Source organism: Microbacterium algeriense (assembly GCF_008868005.1).
GTDB classification, from domain to species: domain Bacteria; phylum Actinomycetota; class Actinomycetes; order Actinomycetales; family Microbacteriaceae; genus Microbacterium; species Microbacterium algeriense.
Genome location: NZ_WAAO01000003.1, coordinates 611307 through 632965, shown reverse-complemented (window position 1 = coordinate 632965; position 21659 = coordinate 611307). Strand labels below are relative to the sequence as shown.

Sequence of the window (21659 nt, the reverse complement as noted above, 5' to 3'; positions counted from 1 at the left end):
ATGACCGACACCGTGGATCGCCACAGCCTGGAGGGGGAATCCCTCGTCCTCGGCTACGGCCGCACCCGCGTCGTGCACGACGTCTCCCTGCGCCTCGCGCCAGGCCGGGTGACCGCGCTGATCGGGCCCAACGGCAGCGGGAAGTCGACCGTCCTCCGCGCCCTCGCGCGGCTGCACCGCATCGAGGCGGGGACCGTGCGTGTCGGCGGCGCGGAGAAGCGCGACGCCGCCGCCCTCTCCGCCAAGGAGTTCGCGAAGACCGTCGCGATGCTGTCGCAGTCCCGGCCGCACCCGTCCGGGATCGAGGTCTCCGACGTCGTCGCGTACGGGCGGCACCCGCACCGCGGACGCTTCTCCGGCGTGAGCGACGCCGACCGCGCCGCCGTGGCGCGTGCCCTCGCCCTCACCGGACTGTCCGCCATGGCCGCCCGCCCGGTCGACCAGCTCTCCGGCGGCGAGCTGCAGCGCGTGTGGCTGGCGACCGCGCTCGCCCAGGACACCGGGGTGCTGCTGCTGGACGAGCCGACCAACCACCTCGACCTGCGCTACCAGGTGGAGACCCTCGACCTGGTGCGGGAGCTCGCCGACGACCACGGCACCGCGCTCGGCGTCGTGCTGCACGACCTCGACCACGCCGCCTCGGTCGCCGACGACGTCGTGCTGATGCACCGAGGGCGGGTGCACGCGGCGGGGGCTCCCGCCGAAGTCCTCACCGGCGAGAACCTGTCGCATGTGTACGGCCTGCGCATCGACACCGCCCTCGACGAGGAGACCGGCCTGGTGCGGGTGCGTCCGCGCGGCCGCCACCACGGTCGCCTCCGCACTCCCTCCGCCTCCTGATCCCGACCCCTGAAGGAACCACCGATGAAGAAGACCCCCCTCGCCGTGCTCGCCCTCGGCGGCGCCCTCACCCTCGCGCTCGCCGGCTGTGGCACCACGCAGACGCCGTCCGCCCAGGGATCGGACGCCCCGACCTCGACGAGCGCGGGCTGCACGGACGACACGACGAGCACCTCGACCGGGGCGGTCTCCGTCACCGACGACCTCGGCCGCACGGTCGAGCTCGACAAGCCGGCCGAGCGCATCGCGGTGCTCGAGTGGCAGCAGATCGAGGACGCCCTGTCGCTCTGCGTCACGCCCGTCGCGGTGGCCGACGCCGAGGGCTACAGCACCTGGGTGACGGCCGAGGAGCTGCCGGAGGGCGTCGTCGACGTGGGCACCCGCCAGGAGCCGAACCTGGAGACGCTGTTCGGCACCGACCCCGACCTCGTGATCGTCGAGGTCAACGCCGCGGACGACCCCATCGTCGCGCAGCTCGAGGCCTACGACGTGCCCGTGCTCGCGACGGTCGGCGCCGATGCGAAGGACCCGATCGCCAAGATGCTGAACACCTTCGACCTCATCGCGCAGGTCACCGGCCGCGAGGAGCGCGCCGAGGTCGTCACCGACGCCTTCCAGGAGCACCTCGACACCGCGAAGGCCGAGCTCGCCGACCGCGACCTCGCCACCACCGACTTCGTGTTCTTCGACGGCTGGGTCGACGGCGGCAACGTGGCGCTGCGTCCGTTCGGCCAGGGCTCGCTCGTCGGCGAGGTGGGCGAGGAGCTCGGGTTGACGAACGCCTGGACCGGGGAGGTCGACCCCGTATACGGCCTCGGGCAGACCGATGTCGAGGGCATGACGACGGTCGGCGACGCGAACCTGTTCTACACCGGCACCGAGGACCCGGATTCGGAGAGCTTCGTCGACGCCCTCGCGGACAACCCCGCCTGGACCTCGCTCCCCGCGGTGGCGGAGGACCGTCTGACCGCGTTCCCGGCCGGCATCTGGACCTTCGGCGGCCCGCGCTCGACCGAGCAGATCATCGACGGCTACGTCGAGGTGCTCTCGAAGTGACGGAGACCCTCCGCCTCGACGACACGACGGCGACGGCGGAGCCCGCCGCTCCGCCGTCCGCCGTCCCCGTGGGGGCGGAGGGTCGGAAACCGGCGGTGTGGACGGGCGTCGGTGTGCTCATCGCGCTCGCCGTCGTGCTGGTCGCGGTCGCCTGCTGGCACCTCACGCAGGGCACGAGCGGCGCCGTGTTCGCCGACACCGACGTCCTCTGGGGTTCGCGGGTGCCGCGGCTCGCCGCCGGCGTCGCGGTGGGCGTGGCCCTCGGCGTCGCCGGCATCCTGCTGCAGTCCCTCGCCCGCAACGCCCTCGCGTCGCCGGACACGCTCGGGGTGACCGCCGGCGCCTACCTCGCCGTCACGGCGCTCGCGGCGTTCGGGATCGCCGTGCCGGTCTGGGCCTCCGGCGCGGTGGCGTTCGCGGGCGGCATCGTCGCCGCGGGCATCGTGCTCGGACTCGCCGGCGGGGCGGGGTCGTCCACGACCCGCCTCATCCTCGCGGGCACCGCGCTGGCGCTCGCCTTCCAGGCCGCGACCTCGACCCTGCTCATCCTGTTCGACGAGGAGACCAAGGGACTGCTGGCGTGGGGAAGCGGGAGCCTGTCGCAGCTCGGACTCACCGCTTTCCTGCAGGCGGCGCCGGTCGTCGTGGTCGTCACGGTGCTGGCCCTCGTCCTCGCGCGGCGCCTCGACATCCTGTCCCTGGGAGACGACACCGCCTCGTCGCTCGGCGTGCCGATCCGGTCGACCAGGGCCATCGGGATCCTGCTCGCGGTCACCCTGACGGCGGTCGCGGTGACCCTCGCCGGGCCGATGGGATTCGTCGGGCTGTGCGCGCCGGTGCTCGCGCGGCTGCTGACCCGCGTGGTGCCGAGCCTGAACCGCCATGTGCTGCTGATCCCCGCGGCCGGCCTCCTCGGCGCGCTCGTCGTCATCCTCTCCGACGCCCTCCTGCGCGCGCTCATCGGCGCGGAGGCCGCGATCCTCATCCCGACCGGCGTCGCGACGACGCTGCTCGGCGCGATCGTGCTCGTGCTCATGGCCCGACGCCTCCGCGACGCCGGGCCCACGCGCGAGCCTCCGCGGGTGCGCTTCGGCGTCCGCAGCCGTCTGCGCTTCCGGATCACCCTCGCCCTCGTCGCCCTCGGCGTGGTCGGGGTGCTGCTGCTCGGACTGCTGGCCGGGCACACCTGGCTGCTCACCGGCGACATCGCGCTGTGGCTGCAGGGGCAGGCTCCCGCGCCCATCGCCTTCGCCCTCGACGAGCGGGCGCCGCGGATCGTGGCCGCCGTCGTCGCCGGCGCAGCGCTCGCGCTCTCCGGCGCCGTGATCCAGGGCGTGAGCCGCAACCCGCTGGCGGATCCCAGCATCCTCGGCGTCACCGGCGGCGGCGGGCTCGGCGCGGTGTTGGTGCTCACGAGCATCACGTCGTCGACGGGCGGGATGATCGCGGGGGCCGTCACCGGTTCGCTGCTCGCCTTCGCCCTCGTCTACCTGCTCTCGTGGCGGGGAGGCCTGAATGCGGACCGGTTCCTGCTGATCGGCATCGGGGTGTCGTACTTCACGGTCTCCCTCACGACCTTCTTCCTGCTGCGCTCGAACCCGTGGGACACCCCGAAGATCTACACCTGGCTCTCCGGGACGACGTACGGGCGGGTGTGGGAGCAGGTCATCCCGCTGGCGATCGTCCTCGTGATCGCGGTGCCGTTCGTGGTGATGAGTCGCCGGGAGCTCGATGTGCTGTCGCTCGATGAGGACACGCCGCGACTGGTCGGCATCCGCCTGGAGCCCGTCCGGCTGACGCTGCTGCTGGTGGCGGCGATCCTCGCGGCGCTGAGCGTGACGGCGATCGGGGTCATCGGCTTCGTGGGGCTCGTGGCACCGCACGCCGCGCGGGCCCTGGTGGGGGCCCGGCACTCGCGGGTCATCCCGACGGCGGTGCTCCTCGGCGGTCTGCTCGTGGGCATCGCGGACACGATCGGCCGGACGGTGATCGCCCCCGCGCAGCTTCCGGCGGGTCTCGTGGTCGCGCTGATCGGCGCCCCGTACTTCGTCTGGCTGCTCTGGCGCTCCCGCTGACCCGCGCCGAATCGCCCGGATGGCCCCATCTCCGGGGAAACGGGGCCATTCGGGCGATTCGAACGAGGGTTACTTCGCCAGGAAGGACTTCAGCGCGGCGTTGACCTCGTCGGCGTGGGTCCAGAGGAGGCCGTGCGGGGCGCCCTCGACCTCGACGTACTCGGCCTCGGGAACGGCCTGGTGGAACCGGCGGGCGGTGGCGTCGATCGGAAGGATGTTGTCCTTCGTGCCGTGCAGGATGAGCGTGGGCTTGCCGGCGGCGCGGACGGCCTCGACATCTCCGCGGAAGTCCTCGATCCAGGCGGGGACGACCGCGTAGGCGGCGACAGGGGCGCTGCCGACGGCCACGTTCCAGCTGCCGGTGACGGCCTCCTGGCTGATGCGGGATCCGAGGTTCTCGTCGAGGTTGTAGAAGTCGTTGTAGAACTGCGTGAACCAGGCGAAGCGGTCGCCCTTGGCGGCAGCTTCGATCCCGTCGAAGACATCCTGCGGCACGCCCTCGGGGTTGTCGTCGCGCTGCACGAGGAACGGCTCGAGCGAGGCGAGGAAGGCGAGCTTGGCGACGCGGTCGTGTCCGTAGCGGGCGACGTAGCGCGCGAGCTCTCCGGTGCCCATCGAGAAGCCGACGAGAACGACGTCGCGCAGGTCGAGGGTCTCGAGCACGGTGTTCAGATCGGCGGCGAAGGTGTCGTAGTCGTAGCCGGCTCCGACCTTGGACGACTGGCCGAAGCCGCGGCGGTCGTAGGTGATGACGCGGTAGCCCTGGGCGAGGAGCTCCCTGGTCTGGCGCTCCCAGCTGTGTCCGTCGAGCGGGTAGCCGTGGATCAGGACGACGGGCTGGCCGGCTCCCTGGTCTTCGTAGTAGAGCTCGATCGGGGTGCTGTTCTCGTTTCCGACGGTGATGTAACCCATGATCCTGTCCTTTCGGTTCCGGTGAGAACGATCGTTCTCGCTCGATATGATCAACATAGAGAACGTTCGTTCTCGTGTCAAGTAAACTTCTGGGTATGACCGAAGACGACGCCCGCGAGCGCATCCTCTCCGCCGCGGAGGAGCTCTACTACCGCAAGGGCTACGCCGCCGTGGGTATGGACGAGCTCCGCTCCGCCGCCGGCGTGTCGCTGCGCCGGCTGTACTCGCTCTTCCCTGCGAAGACCGACATCGTCGCGGCCGTCCTCGCTCGCAAGCACTCCCAGTGGGAAGCCGGACTCTCCGGCGCAGTGGCGGATGCCGGCGACGACCCGCGCACGCGACTCCTCGCGGTGTACGGATACCTCGAGAACTGGTTCTGCGCCGACGACTTCCGCGGGTGCGCGTTCATCAACGCGTTCGGCGAGCTCGGCGGCACGAATTCCGAGGTCGCCGCGATCGTCCGGGCGCACAAGGCATCGTTCCAGCAGTACATGGCGGAGCTCGTCGCAGCGACCGGTGCTCCCGGCGCCCTGGCGGCTCAGCTGTCCATCCTCGCCGAGGGCGCCCAGAGCACGGCGGCGATCTCGGCCGATCCGGATGCCGCGGTGCACGCGCGGCGCGCGGCCGAGGTCCTGATCGACGCCGCCGTCCCCCACCCCTGACCCTCGGCGCTGATCCCACCGCCGCCCGCACGGATGTCGGGCGTTCGGACGGATGTCGGGCGAAACGGCGGCGTGCAGCCCGACGGGTGCTCATCCGTCCGACATCTGTCCACGCCATCCGTCCGCTCGAGCCATATGGCTAACCTGGTTAGCGACATGGCTGTCGGCTGTCAAGGCGGGTGTGGGCGAAGGGGAGGCCACCTAGGGTCGGGGCATGGAATCACGCACGAGGGGCATCGCTCGCCAGTCGCTCATCATCGCCGCGGCCGTCTTCATGCTGATCGCGGCTGCGGTCGGCGGAGGGGCCTTCGGCGGCGCGTCCGTCGATGAGCTGCAGAACGGTGCGCTGTCGGCCCAGGGGTCGTACCTCGCCCCGGCCGGACCGGCGTTCTCGATCTGGTCGCTCATCTACCTCGGACTGATCGCCTACACCGTGTGGCAGGCGCTCCCGGCCCAGCGGCAGGACGCCCGGCAGGAGGCGGTGGGCGGATGGATCGCGGCATCCATGGTGCTCAACGGGCTGTGGCTCGTCACCGCTCGCTACCTGACGCTGTGGCTGACCGTGCTGGTCATCGCGGCGCTCGTCGCCGTCCTCGCTCGGGTGATCGTGATCCTGGGACGCTTCCCGGCCCGCAACCTCGTCGACCGGATCCTCACCGACGGGGCGAACGGACTGCACTTCGGCTGGGTCACGATCGCGACTGTCGCCAACACCGCCGCCTGGCTCACCCAGATCGCCCCGTCGAGCTGGGGCGAGGCCGCCGATGTCTGGGCGGTCGCCGTGCTGGCCGTGGTGCTGGTGATCGGCGTCGCGGCGGCGTGGTCCACCGGGCGCATGGCCCCCGCCCTGGCCACCGCCTGGGGCTTGGCTTGGCTCGCCGTCGGTCGGCTGACGGGCGAGCCCGAGAGCACGCCCACCGCGGTGACGGCGATCGTCGTCGCGGTGCTGCTCGTGCTCGCCGGTGTCGTGGCCGTACTCCGTCGGCGTCGCGTCGCCGGTGCGCACGACCGTGCCCCGCTGGGTCGCTAGAGCACCAGCCGGTAGCCCATCCCCGACTCGGTCAGCAGGTGGGCGGGCGCTCCGGGCTCCCGCTCGAGCTTCTTCCGCAGCTGCGACATGTACAGGCGCAGGTAGCCGGAATCGGAGACCTGCTCGCTGCCCCAGATCTCCTTCAGCAGATCCTGGCGGGTGACCAGCGCGCCGGGATGCCGGGACAGGTGCTCGAGCATCCGCCATTCCGTCGGCGTCAGGTGCACGCGCGTGCCGCCGCGCGTGACGGTCTTGGTCACGAGGTCGACGACGACGTCGCCGAAGGCAACCGTGGACTCCCCGCCTGCCGGGACGGAGCGACGCGACAGCGCCCGCAGCCGCGCCAGCAGCTCGTCGACCTGGAAGGGCTTGGTCACGAAGTCGTCGGCGCCCGCGTCGAGAGCCTCGACCTTGTCGGCGGAGCCGGTGCGGCCGGACACCACGATGATCGGCACGTTCGTCCATCCGCGCAATGCCTGGATGACCTCGATGCCGTCGAGGCGGGGCATGCCGAGGTCGAGCATGATGAGGTCGGGGTGCGTCTGGGCGGCGGTCGCGATGGCGGCCGCGCCGTCCGGTGCCACGACGACGTCGTAGCCGTGTGCGGCGAGGGTGATGCGCAGGGCGCGCACCATCTGCGGGTCGTCGTCGGCGATGAGCAGCTTCACTCCGAGCCTTCCGTGTCGCGGGGTCCTGCAGCCAGCGGCAGGGAGATGACCATGGTGAGGCCCCCGCCCGGGGTGTCCTCGGGTGTCAGGGTACCGCCCATGCCCTCGGTGAATCCGCGCGACAGGGCGAGACCGAGACCGAGCCCTGTCGTGTTGTCGGTGTCGCCGAAGCGCTGGAACGGCTGGAAGATGCGGTCGCGTCGCTCGGGTGAGACGCCGTCTCCGCGGTCGATGATGCGGATCTCGGCGCGGTCGCCGAGGGCGCTCGTCGACACGATGACGCGTGAACCGTCGGGGGCGTGCCGGTGGGCGTTGGCGATCACGTTGACCAGCACGCGCAGGAGCAGCACGGGGTCGGCGTGCAGCGGCGGAAGGTCGGGGTCGAGGGCCAGTTCGACGTCGGAGGGGCCGAGGCCCAGCTCGTCGACGGCCGCGAGCACGATGCCGGCGGCATCCATCCGGGACGACGACACGGCGAGCACCCCGGCCTGCACGCGGCTCACGTCGAGCAGATCCGTGACGAGCGTCGACAGCGTCGCGAGACTCTCGTCGGCGGTCGCGAGCAGCTCTTCGCGATCGGATGCCGACAGGCGGTGGGCGGCGCGGAGGCCGCCGATGGCCGCGACGGCCGAGGCCAGCGGGCGTCGCAGATCGTGGCTCACGGCCGACAGCAGGGCGCTGCGCACCTGATCGGTCTCGGCCAGCGCCTCGGCTTCCCGCGCGGTCGCCCGCAGGTCGGTGTGCTCGATGGCCGCGGAGAGCTGGGCGACGATCGCATCCAGCAGCCGCCGCTCGGGTCCGGCGAGCGGTTCGCCGTTCAGCTCCAGCACGGCGCGGGGACCGCCGCCCGTGACCACGCCGACCGGGATGGTCGTGGCGCGTCCGTCGGCCACGGGCTCGCCGTCGCTCGCGAGCACCTCGCCGTCGGGTGCGATCAGCCGCACGCCGCTGAGTCCGAACGCTTCTCGGGTGCGGCTGACCAGCGCGAGCACGGCGTTGTCGCCGCGGAGCACATTGCCGGCGACGGCGGCCAGCAGCTCGGCCTCCGCGGCAGCGCGCTGCGCGGTGCGGGCACGACGCGCGGCCTGGTCGACGATGATGCTCACCAGGATCGCGATGACGACGTAGAGCGCGAGGGCGAGCACGTGCAGCGGGTGCGCGATCGTGATCGTGAAGAGCGGTGCGACGAAGAGGAAGTCCAGCGTGACGCCCGAGAGCACCGCGGCGAACACAGCGGGACGGATGCCGCCGATGAGGGCCACCACGACCACGAGCAGCTGATACGCCAGCACCTCGGCCGTGATGGACTCCGGGCTGCGGAAGGTGAACATGATCCACGACAGCAGCGGACCGATCGCCAGCGCGACTCCGAACCCGAGCGCCTGTCGCCGCCAGCCGAGCGCGCCGCCGGTGATGCGCGGGAGGGCGATCCGACCGCCGGCCGCGGCATGCGTGACGATGTGCACGTCGATGTCGCCCGACCGGCGGATGACCTCGGCGCCGATGCCGGGACCGGTGAGCGCGGCCGTGAGGCGACCGCGGCGGCTCACGCCGATGACCAGCTGCGTGGCATCCGCTCCCTGGGCGAACTCGACGAGCGTGCCGGGGATGTCGTCCCCGACGACCTGGTGGTACGTGCCGCCGAGGGACTCCACGAGCGTGCGCTGTGCGGCGAGGGCTCCCGGCGTCTCGTCGCGCAGACCGTCCTGCGCTGAGATGTGCACGGCGAGCAGCTCGCCCCCGGCTGAGCGGGCGGCGATCCGCGCGCCGCGGCGGATCAGCGTCTCACCCTCCGGGCCTCCGGTCAGCGCGACGACGACGCGCTCCCTGGCCTGCCACGCCCCCTCGATGCCCTGCTCGGCACGGTAGCTGCGCAGTGCGCTGTCGACCTCGTCGGCGAGCCAGAGCAGGGCCAGCTCGCGCAGGGCGGTGAGGTTGCCCAGGCGGAAGTAGTTCGACAGGGCGGCGTCGATCCGCTCGGCGGGATACACGAGTCCTGCCGAGAGCCGATCGCGCAGGGTCTGCGGGGCCAGATCGACGACCTCGATCTCGTCGGCGGCGCGGACGACGGCATCCGGGATCGTCTCCTGCTGCGCGACGCCGGTGATCTTTTCGACCACGGCGTTCAGAGACTCGATGTGCTGCACGTTGACCGTGGTCACCACGTCGATGCCGGCGTCCAGCAGCTCGTCCACGTCCTGCCAGCGTTTGGCGTTGCGGGAGCCGGGGGCGTTCGTGTGGGCGAGCTCGTCGACGAGGGCGATCTCGGGGGCGCGGTCGAGCACGGCGTCGATGTCGAGCTCGGTCAGAGTGATGCCGCGGTGGGTGTCGACGCGCCGGGGAACCTCGGGGATGCCGACCGTCTGCGCCCTGGTCGAAGCGCGGTCGTGCGTCTCCACGATCGCGATCACGACGTCATGGCCTTCGTCGAGCATCCGCCGTCCCTCGGCGAGCATCTCGTAGGTCTTGCCGACGCCGGGCGCGGCCCCGAGCAGCACCCGGAGCCGACCGCGACGCGACGGAGGTCGACGGAGCGGTTCTCCGGTCATTCGCCCTCCCGATCATCGAGCGCGAGGTTGAGTTCGGCGACGTTGATGCGCTCCTCGCCGAGGAATCCCAGATCCCGCCCTTGAATCCTAGACTCCACGAGGTCGCGCACCTCCTGCGCGGACAGCCCGCGGGCCGCGGCTACGCGCGGCACCTGCAGCAGGGCGTACGCCACGCTGATGTGCGGGTCGAGACCCGACCCCGAGGAGGTGACCGCGTCGGCGGGCACCTCGGACGGGTCGATGCCTTCGCGTTCCGCGATCATGGCCTTGCGCTCCGCGATCGCGGCGACCAGGTCGGCGTTCTCGGGTCCGAGGTTGCTGCCGCTGGAGCCGGCGCCGTCGTACCCGTCACCCGCGGCGGAGGGGCGTGACTGGAAGTACTCCGGGAGCGCCTCCCCGTCGGCATCCGTGCCTGTGCTGAGCCTCGTCGAAGTGAAGGACTGTCCGATCAGCGCGCTGCCCCTGTCGTCGGGGAGCGCCGATCCGTTGGCCTGCCAGGGGAGCAGCAGCTGGCCGACGCCGGTGACCAGGAGCGTGTAGCCGACGCCGAGTACGAGGGTGAGGACGAGCATCGCGCGGACGGCGACACCGGTGGTGCGGAGGGTGGTGCGAGTGGATGACATGACTGGATTCCGTTTCCGAGCCGGGTCAGAAGCCCGGGATGAGGCTGACGACGAGGTCGATGAGCTTGATGCCGAGGAACGGGGCGATCACACCGCCGAGACCGTAGATCAGCAGGTTGCGCTGCAGGATCTGCGAGGCGCTCGCCGGACGGTACTTCACTCCGCGCAGGGCCAGCGGGATCAGGAACACGATCACGATCGCGTTGAAGATGATCGCGCTGGTGACAGCGGATGCCGGCGAGTGCAGCTGCATGATGTTCAGGGCCGCGAGTCCGGGGAAGACCCCCATGAACATCGCCGGGATGATCGCGAAGTACTTGGCGATGTCGTTCGCGAGGGAGAACGTGGTGAGCGCTCCGCGCGTGATGAGCAGCTGCTTCCCGATGCGCACGATGTCGATGAGCTTGGTGGGGTCGGAGTCGAGGTCGACCATGTTGCCTGCCTCCTTCGCCGCCGAGGTGCCGGTGTTCATCGCGACGCCGACATCGGCCTGCGCGAGGGCGGGGGCATCGTTCGTGCCGTCGCCGGTCATCGCGACCAGGCGCCCTCCCTCCTGCTCCCGCCGGATGAGGTCGAGCTTGTCTTCGGGGGTGGCTTCGGCGAGGAAGTCGTCGACGCCGGCCTCCTTCGCGATGGCGGCGGCCGTGAGCGGGTTGTCGCCCGTGATCATGACGGTGCGGATGCCCATCGCCCGCAGTTCGTCGAAGCGTTCGCGCAGGCCGTCCTTCACGATGTCCTTGAGGTGCACGACGCCGAGGATGCGGGCGTCCGGCGCTTCGACAGGCTCAGCGACCCAGTCAGGATGGGTCCCTGAGCTTGTCGAAGGGCCCTTGACCGCGACGACCAGGGGCGTGCCGCCGCTCTCGGCCACGGCGTCGGTGCGGCTCGTGAGCTCGAGGTCGTCGCCGTCGAGTCCGAGCCAGGCGCGCACAGCGGAGCCGGCACCCTTGCGGATCTGCGTGCCGTCGGCGAGGTCGAGCCCCGACATGCGGGTCTGTGCCGTGAACGGAACGACCACGGCGTCATCGGGGGCTGTCACCCGGATGCCCTGCGCGGCGGCGAGCTCGACGATCGAGGCCCCCTCTGGCGTGGGGTCCGCGAGAGACGACAACGCCGCGACGCGCAGCAGTTCGTCCGCATCGACTCGCGGAAGAGCCAGCACCTCGTGGGCGCGGCGGTTGCCGTACGTGATGGTGCCCGTCTTGTCGAGCAGCAGGGTGGTGACGTCGCCCGCGGCCTCGACCGCACGACCGGACATCGCGAGCACGTTGCGCTGCACGAGCCGGTCCATCCCGGCGATGCCGATGGCCGAGAGCAGCGCCCCGATGGTGGTCGGGATCAGGCAGACGAGCAGGGCGATGAGCACCGGGATGCTGACGGGGGATGCGGCGTACGACGCGATCGGGTTCAGGGCCAGCACCACGACCACGAAGATGATCGACAGGCTCGCGAGCAGGATGTTCAGCGCGATCTCGTTGGGGGTGCGCTGGCGACTCGCACCCTCGACGAGCGCGATCATGCGGTCGACGAACGTCTCGCCCGGCTTCGAGGTGATGCGCACCACGATCCGGTCGGACAGCACCCGGGTGCCACCGGTCACCGCACTGCGGTCTCCACCGGACTCGCGGATCACCGGAGCGCTCTCGCCCGTGATGGCCGACTCGTCGACCGTGGCGATGCCCGAGACGATGTCGCCGTCGCCGGGGATCAGCTCGCCCGCCGTGACGATCACGATGTCGTCGCGCTGCAGCTCGGCCGACGAGATCTGGGCGGTCGCTGCGTGCTCGGCCGCCGCATCCGTCGTGCCGTCGTAGTCGACCACGCGGCGGGCCATCGTGCTGGTGCGGGTCTTGCGCAGGCTCGCGGCCTGCGCCTTGCCGCGGCCCTCGGCCACAGACTCCGCGACGTTCGCGAACAGCACCGTCAGCCACAGCCAGATCGCGATCCCCCAGGTGAAGGGGGCGGGCACCGGGGTGCCGCCCGAGTCGGACGGGCCGCCGAGGAACGGCTCGGCGATCGCGAGCACCGTGGTGAACGCCGCGCCGACCCACACCAGGAGCATGACGGGGTTGCGGACGAGAGCTGCCGGGTTGAGCTTGCGCAGCGCGCCGGGGAGCGCCTGCACGAGCTGCGACCAGCCGAAGGAGCGCGGGGCGGCCGCGGGTGCCGACCCTTCGACGGGCTCAGGGACCGCGGGATGCGGATCGGAGGGGGTGGTGATGAGAGTCATGGTCAGACGAGTCCTTCAGCGAGCGGGCCCAGTGCGAGCACAGGGAAGTAGGTGAGCGCGGTGACGATGACCGTCACCGTGAGGAGCAGACCGACGAACTGGGGTCGGTGCGTCGGCAGGGTTCCGGAGGTGGCGGGGATGCGCTCCTGCGCCGCGAACGAGCCGGCAAGGGCCAGCACGAGCACGATCGGCAGGAACCGGCCGAGCAGCATCGCGATACCGAGGGCGGTGTTGAACCACGGGGTGTTCGCGGTGAGTCCGGCGAACGCGGAGCCGTTGTTGTTCGAGGCCGAGGTGAAGGCGTAGAGCACCTCGCTCATGCCGTGCACTCCGGGGTTCAGGATGCTGGTGGACTCCACGTCCTCCCTGATACCGGGGATCGCGAAGCTCATCGCGGTGCCGAGCAGCACCAGGGTCGGCGTCACCAGGATGTACAGGCTGGCGAGCTTGATCTCGCGCGGCCCGATCCTCTTGCCGAGGCACTCCGGCGTGCGTCCGACGAGCAGTCCGCCGACGAACACCGCGATGATCGCGAGCACGAGCATCCCGTACAGGCCCGAGCCGACGCCACCGGGGGCGACCTCGCCGAGCATCATGTTCAGCATCGGCATCATGCCGCCGAGCGCCGTGTACGAGTCGTGCATCGAGTTGACCGCGCCCGTCGAGGTGAGGGTGCTCGCGCTGCCGAACAGGGTCGAGCCCAGGATGCCGAAGCGCACCTCCTTGCCCTCCATCGCGGCTCCCGCGAGTTCGGGCGCCGTGCCACGGCCCGCGAGCTCGAGCGCCGAGAGGGCGAAGGTCGAGACGAGGAAGATCGTGCCCATGACGGCGGCGATCGCGTAGCCCTGACGGTGGTCGCCGACCATGCGGCCGAAGGTGCGGGGGAGGGAGAACGGGATCACGAGGATCAGCAGCACCTGCAGCAGGTTCGTGAAGCCGGTCGGGTTCTCGAACGGGTGCGCGGAGTTGACGTTGAAGAAGCCGCCGCCGTTGGTGCCGAGCAGCTTGATGGCCTCCTGCGAGGCCACCGGGCCGCCGGGGATGGTCTGCGTACCGCCCGAGACGGTGGTGACGTCGGTGAAGCCGGCGAAGTTCTGGATCACGCCGCCCGCGAGCAGGGCCACGGCGCCGATCAGGGCGAGCGGGAGGAGGATGCGGCCGAGGCCGCGGATCAGATCGACCCAGAAGTTGCCGATCGTGGTCGACCCCCGGCGGGCGAGACCGCGGATGAGGGCGATCGCGATCGTGAGACCGACCGCCGCAGAGACGAAGTTCTGCACCGTGAGGCCCGCGAGCTGCACGGTGTAGCCCATGGTCTGCTCGGGGGAGTACGACTGCCAGTTGGTGTTGGCCACGAACGACGCGGCGGTGTTGAAGGACAGCCCTTCCGGCACGGCCGGCAGCCCGAGCGACTGGGGGAGGAAGGCCTGGAGTCGCTGGAGACCGTAGACCAGGAGAACCCCGACCACCGAGAAGGCGAGCACGCTGCGGGCGTAGGCGCGCCAGGTCTGCTCCGACGAGGAGCTGACACCGATCAGCCGGTAGAGGCCGCGCTCGACCCGCAGGTCACGCGCCGAGGAGTACACGTGGGCGATGTAGTCGCCGAGCGGGCGGTAGAGGAGCACGAGCACGACCACGACGGCCGCGACCTGCAGGATGCCGAACCAGATCGTCGCGTCCATCAGAACCTCTCCGGGGCGACGAGCGCGACCACGAGGTAGACGACGGCGGCGACGGCGAGAGCGGCCGCGAGGATCTCGAAGACGATCACAGTCGCTCCACCCCCTTGGCCGCCAGGGAGACGAGGGCGAACAGCGCGAGAGTCAGCGCGATGTAGATGATGTCGAGCACGGATCCGATCCAACTCCCGCCCGGAGTCCGATCCCGCGATCCTCACGCTTCCCCTACGCCTCCGCCGCGGATGCATGCACCTTTCTGACGCCCGCCGCTCCCCGCGCGACGGGAGCCTCTACACGGGAGCGCGGAGTGCGGCGTCCAGGCTCCAGCGGTGGCGCGGAAGCCCCGCGAGCAGCACGGCCGCGGCGGTGAAGAGGAACACGGGATACCGGAAGGGGGCGAGCGGTCCGAGGAACACGAACATGCTGAGACCGAAGACGAGCGTGAGCGCCGCGGCTCCCGTCGCCGCGAGGCGGGTGACGAATCCCGCGATCAGGAGGACGGCCAGCAGTGTCTCGAGGATCGTGGCGCCGACCGCCGCGGCGTCCACGAGGAGATCCACCGGCACGGGAACAAGACGCGCCGTGTACTCGCGGAAGGCTCCCCACGATCCCCAGGAGACGCCGGGGTCACCGGGGCCGCCGAGCATGCCGAGGCGATCTGCGACCGCGAGAAGGAAGCTCACGGCGATGATCACCCGGACGCCGAGCTGTCCGATGTCCGTCGCCAGGTCTGCGGTTCGGCGAGTACTCATCTGCATCCTCCTCGGAGCCCGCTCTTCGCGACGCTCCTCGCTCGATTCCGTGCACATCCTGTGTCGAAGCGCTCCGTCGTCTGGTGAGACTCGTCAGCGCCGGGGAGATCACGCGTCGCGGGAGGATCGGCCCTATGCTCACCAGGTGGGAGTGCGAAGGGTGCGGATCAGTGCGGGGACGGGGGTCGTCGCCGGTCTCGTCGCGGCCGCCCTCCTGTGCGTGATCACGGGGCTCCTGCCGCGGGCGGATGCCGGTGCCCTGGGAGAGCGGATCGCGCCCGTGCTGGGGTTCGTCATCGCGATCACGGTCGTGGCCGAACTCGCCCGCGACGCCGCGGTGTTCGACGTCGTCTCGCAGCGCCTCGCACGCTGGGGTCGAGGCCGCGTCGTCGTGCTGTGGATGCTCGTGGTCGTCCTCGCCGTGGTGAGCACCGTGTTCCTGTCGCTCGACACCACGGCGGTGATCGTCACGCCCGTGGTGGTCGTGCTCGCCCAGAGCGTGGGGGTGTCTCCGATCCCGTTCGCGCTGGCGACGGTGTGGCTGGCCAACACCGCGTCGCTGGCCCTGCCGGTGTCGAACCTCACCAACCTGCTCGCAGCTCCCGCGATCGGCGACGGGCCCACGGCGTTCCTCGCCCTGAGCTGGGCGCCCACGCTCGCCGGCATCCTCGTACCAGTCGCGATCCTCACGCTCCTGCATCGACGCACCGTGTTCGGCACATACGAGACCCCGGTGCCGCGAAGACCCGCCGATCCGACGCTGTTCTGGAGTGCGACCGGCATCCTCCTCGTGCTGATGCCCCTGCTCGCCCTGACGCACGACGTGTGGATCCCGGCGACCGGGGCGGCACTCGCGCTCGTGGTGCTGTTCGCCGTCCGCCGCCGCCGTGCGCTGCGGCTCTCACTCGTTCCGTGGCAGGCGGTCGCGCTCGCCGCGGCGCTGTTCGTGCTGGTCGAGGCCGCGCATGCGCAGGGACTCCTCGATTTCCTCACCGCGCTGACCGCATCGGGGGACTCTCCCGGCGACCTGTTCCGGCTCGCCGCGCTCGGGGCTGCGAGCGCCAATGCGATCAACAACCTCCCGGCCTATCTGGTGCTCGAGCCCGCGGCCGGCGATCCCGTGGCGCTGATGGCGCTGCTGATCGGCGTGAACCTCGGACCGCTCATCACGCCGTGGGCATCGCTCGCGACGCTGCTCTGGCACCACCGGATCGTCGCGCTGGGGGTCACGATCCGGTGGAGCCGCTTCATGCTGTGGGGCGCGGTGGCCGCGGTGTCCACGGTCTGCACCGCCGTCCTCGTCCTGGTCGTCGTGTCGGGCTAGCCCCACCCGCCCGGGAACGGGCGGGGCCGGGTCAGGGGGCGACCCGGCGCATCTCCTGCGCGAGAGCAGCGTTCGTGTCGTCGAAGCGCGTGATGATGTTCTCGCGCACCTCGGCGGACTTGTTCTGGCTGAGCTTGGCGCGCGCGTCGAAGCGGTCGACGCGCAGGCGCAGACCGACGGTGCCCTTCGCGGCGCGGCGGGTGCCCGGCTCGTCCTCGGACAGGTGTCGGCCGTGCTCCCTGCCGTCCTCGAAGTGGTCGGTGAGCCGGGTGAGCATGGCGTAGTTCTCCTCCTCGCTCAGGATCTCCGGCGTGCCGTACAGGTGCGCGGTGACGTGGTTCCACGTCGGCACCAGGTCGCCCGGCGCGTACAGGCTCGGGGACACGTAGTCGTGCGGACCCTGGATGATCACGAGCAGCTCGTGGCGGCCGAGCTCGTGGAGCTGCTCGTCCGGTCGCCCGAAGTGGCTCGCGATCACGATGCCGTCCGCATCCTCCACGAGCAGGACCGGGTAGTGCGAGGCGACCAGGCCCCCGCTCGCCGGCGAGACGAAGGTCGCCCACGGATTGCCGCGGATGAGGCGCTTGACCTCGTCGGGGTCGGTCATCAGATACCGGGGTGTGTGGCGCATCAGGATTCCTCTGTTCGGTGGTCGTTCGATCGGCGGGGGGTCAGGCGGGTGCGGACGGCCAGCGCGGCGCACGCGATGACGGCGAAACCGCCCACCGCCGTGGCCCAGCCGACCGGCTCCTGCAGCAGGAGGGCGGCCCAGGCGATGGTCATCACGGGCTGGACGAGCTGGATCTGACTCACCTGCGCCATCGGTCCGATCGCGAGGCCGCGGTACCAGGCGAAGAAGCCGAGGTACATGCTCACGGCGGAGAGGTACGCGAACGCGAGCCATGGCACGGGCGTCGCGATCGGCGGCTCTGCGACCGCCGATGCCACGGCCAGCGGCGTCATCACGGGCAGGGCGACGAGGAGTGCCCAGGAGATGGTCTGCCACGATCCGAGTTCGCGGGCGAGCAGGCCGCCTTCCGCATAGCCGATCGCCGCGGCGATGACGGCGCCGAACAGCAGCAGGTCGGCGGCGGTGAGCGCACCCAGTCCGCCGTTCTGCAGGGCGGCGAAGACGACAGCGGCGACCGCACCGAGGCCCGCGAACACCCAGAACGCTCGGGCGGGGCGCTCGCGCGTTCGAAGCACGACGGCGACCGCTGTCGCGGCCGGAAGGAGGCCGATCACGACGGCGCCGTGACTGGCGGGCGCGGTGGTCATCGCGAAGGAGGTCAGCAGCGGGAACCCCGCGACGACTCCGCCGGCCACGATCACGAGTCGGGGCCACTGCGCTCCGGTGGGGATGCGTTGCCGAGCCGCGGCGAGGGCGATGGCCGCGAGGAGTGCCGCGACGACGGCGCGGCCCGAGCCGATGAACAGCGGGGAGAGATCGCCCGCGGTGACGCGTGTGAGCGGGAGCGTGAAGGAGAACGCGGCGACGCCGAGCGCCCCCCACCACAGTCCCGCGCGCGGCGATAGCACTGTCGATCGCGACACGATAACGCTACTGTTGGCTTCCATGAGTCAGGATAGCAGTGCCCGGATCGTCGAGGGGGTGCGCGCGTGGATCGCCTCCGCCTCCCCGGGCGCGAGGGTCCCGTCGAACCGCGCGCTGACGGCGGAGTACGGCGCGAGTCCCGTCACCGTGCAGAAGGCGATGCGGCAGCTCGTCCGGCTCGGCCTGGTCGAATCGCGTCCGGGTGCGGGGACCTTCGTGCGCGCCGTCCCCGCCGCCCGCTCCGTCGACTACGGCTGGCAGACGGCGGCCCTCGGCACGCCACCCTCGGGCCTCGGGGGCCTCTCCTCGACACAGCGCACGGTGGCCCCCGACGCGATCGGCCTGCACTCCGGTTATCCCGCGGCAGACCTCCTCCCCGAGCGACTCGTACGGCAGGCGCTCGTGCGGGCGGCGCGGTCCGATGCGGCGCTGACCCGCTCTCCCGCGGCGGGTCTCCCCGAGCTGCAGGCCTGGTTCGCGGGCGAGCTCGCGTCATCCGCCCCGCCCGGAGTCGTTCCCGCCTCGACGCGAGACGCCCTCATCATCTCGGGCAGCCAGAGCGGACTGAGCTCGATCTTCCGGGCGGTCGTCGGTGTCGGACAACCGCTGCTGATCGAGTCGCCGAGCTATTGGGGTGCGATGCTCGCCGCGGCCCAGGCGGGGGTCGTGCTGGTGCCGATCCCGTCGGGTCCGGACGGGCCCGACCCGGACGACGTCGAACGGGCGTTCGCGCAGACCGGCGCGAGGGCGTTCTACGCGCAGCCCACGTTCGCCAATCCGACGGGGGCGCAGTGGCCGATCGCGACGGGGCAGGCCGTGCTCGAGGCCGTCCGTCGTCACGGCGCCTTCCTGATCGAGGACGATTGGGCGCACGACCTCGGGATCGACACCGAGCCGCGCCCCGTCGCCGCCTCCGACGACGACGGACACGTGGTCTACCTGCGCTCGCTGACCAAGAGCGCGTCTCCTGCTCTGCGCGTCGCGGCGGTGATCGCACGCGGACCGGCCCGCGACCGGATCCTCGCCGACCGGGCAGCCGAGTCGATGTACGTCAGCGGGCTGCTGCAGGCCGCGGCGCTCGACGTGGTGACCCAGCCGGCGTGGCGTACGCACCTGCGGGGGTTCCGCGAGCACCTGCGCGTGCGTCGCGACCTGCTGATCTCGAGCCTCGCCGCGCACGCACCCTCCGCGCGGGTGGAGAGCGTGCCGGTGGGCGGGCTGAACCTCTGGGTGCGGCTGCCCGACGGAGCGGACGTCGGACAGGTGGTGCGCGAGTGCGAAGTGCGCGGGCTGATCATCGCCCCAGGGTCCGAGTGGTTCCCCGCGGAGCCCTCCGGGTCGTACGTGCGACTCAACTACGCGAACGCGGATCCTGCCCGCTTCCCCGAGGCCGCCGACATCCTCGGCGCGGTGCTCGCCGGATCCTGACCCCGCCCCCTGCCCCCGCCTCACCGGAGCAGGAGGAACGGGGCAGACGAAAGCGGGTGGGTGACAGGGCGGGAGCAGCGCGCGACCGCGCGGCTCAGGCCTCGGGGGCGCCGTCCTGCGGCGGGCCGGCGGGCCGATGCGCGCGTCGTCCCGACACCACCACCGGGCGACCGGCACGCTCCTGACCCGGCAGCGGGCGGGAGCGGCGGCCGTAGATGAGCTCCGACGAGTCGAGCAGCCACGGCACGAGTGTGATGGAGACGCCGTGCACGAGCATCAGCTGGTTCGCCAGCCGGCGGGCGCGACGGTTGTGCAGGAACGTCTCCCACCAGTGGCCGACGATGTACTGCGGCAGATAGACGGTCACGACGGACGAGCCGTGCTTCTCGCGGTACTGCTTGATGAACTGGGTGATGGGCTGCGCGAAAGACCGGTACGGCGACTCGACGATCACGAGCGGGATCGGCACCAGGTGGTCGGCCCAGTCCTTCTGCAGCGCGGCCGCGTCGTCGGAGGCCACGGCCACGTGCACCGCGAGGGTCTTCCCGTGCTTGGCCGCGATCGCGTAGTCGATGGCCTTGATCACCGGCTTCTGCAGCCGGTTGACGAGGACGATGGCCAGGTCGCCGGTCGCCCCGAACCGGGTGGTGTCGTCGATCGCGATCTCGTGCTCGACGTCGCGGTAGTACCTCTTCACCCCCATCATCAGGAACGCGAGGATCGGGATGGCGAAGAACACCAGGTAGGCGCCGTGCGTGAACTTCGTGATCGTCACGATCAGGAGCACCAGCACGGTCAGGGTCGCGCCGGCCGAGTTGATCACGAGTCCGACCTTCGCGGAACGCCGGTCGGAGGCGGATGCTCCGTCGATCCCCGAACCGGTCGTGCTCTCCCTCGGGCCGCGCAGCACGCGCCGCCAGTGGCGCACCATGCCGATCTGGCCGAGCGAGAACGACACGAAGACGCCGATGATGTACAGCTGGATCAGGGTCGTCAGCTTCGCCTGGAACACCACGAGCACCGCGATCGCGGCGATCCCGAGCAGGATCATGCCGTTCGAGAACACGAGACGGTCGCCACGGGTGTTGAGCGACTTGGGGGCGTAGCCGTCGCGGGCGAGGACGGCGCCCAGCAACGGGAAGCCGTTGAACGCGGTGTTCGCGGCGAGCAGCAGCACGCACGCGGTCGCCGCCTGCACGATGAAGAACGGGATGCTACCGCCGCCGAACGTGGCGGAGGCGATCTGCGCCATCAGGCTCGGCTGTGGGTTGCTGCAGTCGAAGCCGATCAGGTCGCACGGGTTCTCCGCATAGTGCACACCCGTGATCAGCGCCAGGGCGGTGAGCCCGGAGAAGAGGCAGATCGCGATGGTGCCCATCAGCACCAGGGTCGATTGGGCGTTGCGGACCTTCGGGGCGCGGAAGGCCGGAACCCCGTTCGAGACCGCTTCGACACCGGTGAGCGCGGAGCATCCGCTCGAGAAGGCGCGCAGGATCAGCAGGATCACGGCCGCCTGGCTCAGGCTCTCCGCCTGCACCGAGAACTCCGCGCTCGAGGCAACGGGGGCGTCGCCCAGGAAGGTGCGGATCAGGCCGGTCACGATCATGATCCCGACCGAGGCGATGAAGACGTACGTGGGGATCGCGAACACGAGCGAGGCTTCGCGCACGCCGCGGAGATTCACGATGATGATGAGGATCACGAAGCCGACAGCCAGCTCGACGCGGAACGGGTCGAGCCCCGGAACCGCCGAGATGATGTTGTCCACGCCCGAGGCGACGGACACCGCCACGGTCAGCACGTAGTCGACCAGGAGCGCAGCCGCGACGATCACACCGGGGACCTCGCCCAGGTTCTTCGATGCCACCTCGTAGTCGCCGCCGCCGGAGGGGTACGCCTTGATCAGCTGGCGGTAGCTCAGGACGACCACCACCAGCAGCACGACGACGGAGATCGCGACGAGCGGTGTGAACGACAGGAAGGTGAGTCCGCCGATCAGCAGGATCATCACGAGTTCCTGCGGCGCGTAGGCCACAGAGCTCAGCGCATCCGACGCGAAGATCGGCAGGGCCATGCGCTTGGGCAGCAGCTGGTCGTCGACCTGCTGGCTCGTCAGCGGTTCCCCGATGAGGATGCGCTTCGCGCGTGGCGGCGCATCCACGCTCTCCCTGTTTTCGTCTGACACGTCCGGCGACACTACGCCTTGGAGCGGCATCCTCACGCGATCCTCACGGAATCCCTACGGGCGGATCGCCGCTCCTCACGGAATCCTTACG

Annotated in this window: 18 protein-coding genes; 7 read left to right on the top strand and 11 right to left on the bottom strand. The window is 70.9% G+C overall.

From position 1 onward, the window contains the following. The 3 genes from F6A08_RS16685 to F6A08_RS16675 are packed head-to-tail and all read left to right on the top strand — an operon-like array spanning position 1 to position 3971. The gene (locus F6A08_RS16685; RefSeq protein ID WP_151460077.1) at positions 1 to 840 is read left to right on the top strand and encodes an ABC transporter ATP-binding protein; all 840 of its coding nucleotides are present in this window, start codon (positions 1 to 3) and stop codon (positions 838 to 840) included. A gap of 24 nt (positions 841 to 864) precedes the next feature. Then, the gene (locus F6A08_RS16680; protein ID WP_151460076.1) at positions 865 to 1896 is read left to right on the top strand and encodes an ABC transporter substrate-binding protein; all 1032 of its coding nucleotides are present in this window, start codon (positions 865 to 867) and stop codon (positions 1894 to 1896) included. Then, complete coding sequence (locus F6A08_RS16675) at positions 1893 to 3971, top strand: iron ABC transporter permease (protein ID WP_124894683.1); 2079 nt, start codon at positions 1893 to 1895, stop codon at positions 3969 to 3971. The genes F6A08_RS16680 and F6A08_RS16675 overlap by 4 nt, the downstream gene beginning before the upstream one ends. A gap of 69 nt (positions 3972 to 4040) precedes the next feature. On the opposite strand, the gene F6A08_RS16670 is transcribed toward F6A08_RS16675, so the two are convergent. After that, positions 4041 to 4883, bottom strand: a complete 843-nt coding sequence (locus F6A08_RS16670) for an alpha/beta fold hydrolase (RefSeq protein ID WP_124894684.1) — start codon at positions 4881 to 4883, stop codon at positions 4041 to 4043. Between the two features lie 95 nt (positions 4884 to 4978). Between F6A08_RS16670 and F6A08_RS16665 the strand changes: the two genes are divergently transcribed. Continuing rightward, positions 4979 to 5545, top strand: a complete 567-nt coding sequence (locus tag F6A08_RS16665) for a TetR/AcrR family transcriptional regulator (RefSeq protein WP_151460075.1) — start codon at positions 4979 to 4981, stop codon at positions 5543 to 5545. Positions 5546 to 5759: 214 nt separating this feature from the next. Then, entirely contained in the window at positions 5760 to 6575 is an 816-nt protein-coding gene (locus F6A08_RS16660) for a tryptophan-rich sensory protein (RefSeq protein ID WP_151460074.1), read from the top strand. Here F6A08_RS16660 and F6A08_RS16655 read toward each other — a convergent pair. From F6A08_RS16655 to F6A08_RS16625, 7 genes are all read right to left on the bottom strand, one after another. Next, entirely contained in the window at positions 6572 to 7243 is a 672-nt protein-coding gene (locus tag F6A08_RS16655; RefSeq protein WP_151460073.1) for a response regulator, read from the bottom strand. The genes F6A08_RS16660 and F6A08_RS16655 overlap by 4 nt on opposite strands. Continuing rightward, entirely contained in the window at positions 7240 to 9792 is a 2553-nt protein-coding gene (locus F6A08_RS16650; protein WP_151460072.1) for an ATP-binding protein, read from the bottom strand. The genes F6A08_RS16655 and F6A08_RS16650 overlap by 4 nt, the downstream gene beginning before the upstream one ends. After that, entirely contained in the window at positions 9789 to 10415 is a 627-nt protein-coding gene (gene kdpC, locus F6A08_RS16645; RefSeq protein WP_151460071.1) for a K(+)-transporting ATPase subunit C, read from the bottom strand. Before kdpC ends, F6A08_RS16650 begins: the two co-directional genes overlap by 4 nt. Positions 10416 to 10440: 25 nt before the next feature. After that, positions 10441 to 12645 (bottom strand): potassium-transporting ATPase subunit KdpB, encoded by a 2205-nt coding sequence (kdpB, locus tag F6A08_RS16640; RefSeq protein WP_151460070.1) that lies wholly within the window; start codon positions 12643 to 12645, stop codon positions 10441 to 10443. Between the two features lie 2 nt (positions 12646 to 12647). Beyond that, positions 12648 to 14327 carry a potassium-transporting ATPase subunit KdpA gene (gene kdpA / locus F6A08_RS16635; RefSeq protein ID WP_151460069.1) on the bottom strand — a complete coding sequence of 560 codons (1680 nt, stop codon included), beginning with the start codon at positions 14325 to 14327 and terminating at the stop codon, positions 12648 to 12650. After that, positions 14327 to 14416, bottom strand: coding sequence for a potassium-transporting ATPase subunit F (locus F6A08_RS16630; protein WP_017201862.1), 90 nt, complete (start codon positions 14414 to 14416; stop codon positions 14327 to 14329). The genes kdpA and F6A08_RS16630 overlap by 1 nt, the downstream gene beginning before the upstream one ends. Positions 14417 to 14614: 198 nt before the next feature. Then, positions 14615 to 15076, bottom strand: a complete 462-nt coding sequence (locus F6A08_RS16625) for a DoxX family membrane protein (RefSeq protein ID WP_192576806.1) — start codon at positions 15074 to 15076, stop codon at positions 14615 to 14617. Between the two features lie 160 nt (positions 15077 to 15236). Here F6A08_RS16625 and F6A08_RS16620 point away from each other — a divergent pair, with 160 nt between their 5' ends. Further along, positions 15237 to 16400, top strand: coding sequence for an SLC13 family permease (locus F6A08_RS16620; protein WP_151460151.1), 1164 nt, complete (start codon positions 15237 to 15239; stop codon positions 16398 to 16400). Positions 16401 to 16431: 31 nt separating this feature from the next. On the opposite strand, the gene F6A08_RS16615 is transcribed toward F6A08_RS16620, so the two are convergent. Together F6A08_RS16615 and F6A08_RS16610 are read right to left on the bottom strand one after the other, a co-directional pair. Continuing rightward, positions 16432 to 17031: an FMN-binding negative transcriptional regulator gene (locus F6A08_RS16615; protein ID WP_151460067.1), complete on the bottom strand. Its 600-nt coding sequence runs from the start codon at positions 17029 to 17031 to the stop codon at positions 16432 to 16434. Next, positions 17031 to 17978, bottom strand: a complete 948-nt coding sequence (locus tag F6A08_RS16610) for a DMT family transporter (protein ID WP_151460066.1) — start codon at positions 17976 to 17978, stop codon at positions 17031 to 17033. The genes F6A08_RS16615 and F6A08_RS16610 overlap by 1 nt, the downstream gene beginning before the upstream one ends. Here F6A08_RS16610 and F6A08_RS16605 point away from each other — a divergent pair. Continuing rightward, the gene (locus tag F6A08_RS16605) at positions 17977 to 19383 is read left to right on the top strand and encodes an aminotransferase-like domain-containing protein (RefSeq protein WP_151460065.1); all 1407 of its coding nucleotides are present in this window, start codon (positions 17977 to 17979) and stop codon (positions 19381 to 19383) included. The genes F6A08_RS16610 and F6A08_RS16605 overlap by 2 nt on opposite strands. A gap of 94 nt (positions 19384 to 19477) precedes the next feature. Here F6A08_RS16605 and F6A08_RS16600 read toward each other — a convergent pair whose 3' ends face one another. Then, positions 19478 to 21598, bottom strand: a complete 2121-nt coding sequence (locus F6A08_RS16600; RefSeq protein WP_225855874.1) for an APC family permease — start codon at positions 21596 to 21598, stop codon at positions 19478 to 19480. Between the last annotated feature and the right edge of the window lie 61 nt (positions 21599 to 21659).

What these genes read in the sequence shown, in the direction of transcription:
- F6A08_RS16610 (WP_151460066.1), bottom strand. Translation starts at nt 17,978, where the DNA reads ATGGAAGCCAACAGTAGCGTTATCGTGTCGCGATCGACAGTGCTATCG.
- kdpB (WP_151460070.1), bottom strand. Translation starts at nt 12,645, where the DNA reads ATGACTCTCATCACCACCCCCTCCGATCCGCATCCCGCGGTCCCTGAG.
- F6A08_RS16625 (WP_192576806.1), bottom strand. Translation starts at nt 15,076, where the DNA reads ATGAGTACTCGCCGAACCGCAGACCTGGCGACGGACATCGGACAGCTC.
- F6A08_RS16605 (WP_151460065.1), top strand. Translation starts at nt 17,977, where the DNA reads ATGAGTCAGGATAGCAGTGCCCGGATCGTCGAGGGGGTGCGCGCGTGG.
- F6A08_RS16615 (WP_151460067.1), bottom strand. Translation starts at nt 17,031, where the DNA reads ATGCGCCACACACCCCGGTATCTGATGACCGACCCCGACGAGGTCAAG.
- F6A08_RS16660 (WP_151460074.1), top strand. Translation starts at nt 5,760, where the DNA reads ATGGAATCACGCACGAGGGGCATCGCTCGCCAGTCGCTCATCATCGCC.
- F6A08_RS16680 (WP_151460076.1), top strand. Translation starts at nt 865, where the DNA reads ATGAAGAAGACCCCCCTCGCCGTGCTCGCCCTCGGCGGCGCCCTCACC.
- kdpC (WP_151460071.1), bottom strand. Translation starts at nt 10,415, where the DNA reads ATGTCATCCACTCGCACCACCCTCCGCACCACCGGTGTCGCCGTCCGC.
- F6A08_RS16600 (WP_225855874.1), bottom strand. Translation starts at nt 21,598, where the DNA reads ATGCCGCTCCAAGGCGTAGTGTCGCCGGACGTGTCAGACGAAAACAGG.
- F6A08_RS16665 (WP_151460075.1), top strand. Translation starts at nt 4,979, where the DNA reads ATGACCGAAGACGACGCCCGCGAGCGCATCCTCTCCGCCGCGGAGGAG.
- kdpA (WP_151460069.1), bottom strand. Translation starts at nt 14,327, where the DNA reads ATGGACGCGACGATCTGGTTCGGCATCCTGCAGGTCGCGGCCGTCGTG.
- F6A08_RS16685 (WP_151460077.1), top strand. Translation starts at nt 1, where the DNA reads ATGACCGACACCGTGGATCGCCACAGCCTGGAGGGGGAATCCCTCGTC.
- F6A08_RS16670 (WP_124894684.1), bottom strand. Translation starts at nt 4,883, where the DNA reads ATGGGTTACATCACCGTCGGAAACGAGAACAGCACCCCGATCGAGCTC.
- F6A08_RS16650 (WP_151460072.1), bottom strand. Translation starts at nt 9,792, where the DNA reads ATGACCGGAGAACCGCTCCGTCGACCTCCGTCGCGTCGCGGTCGGCTC.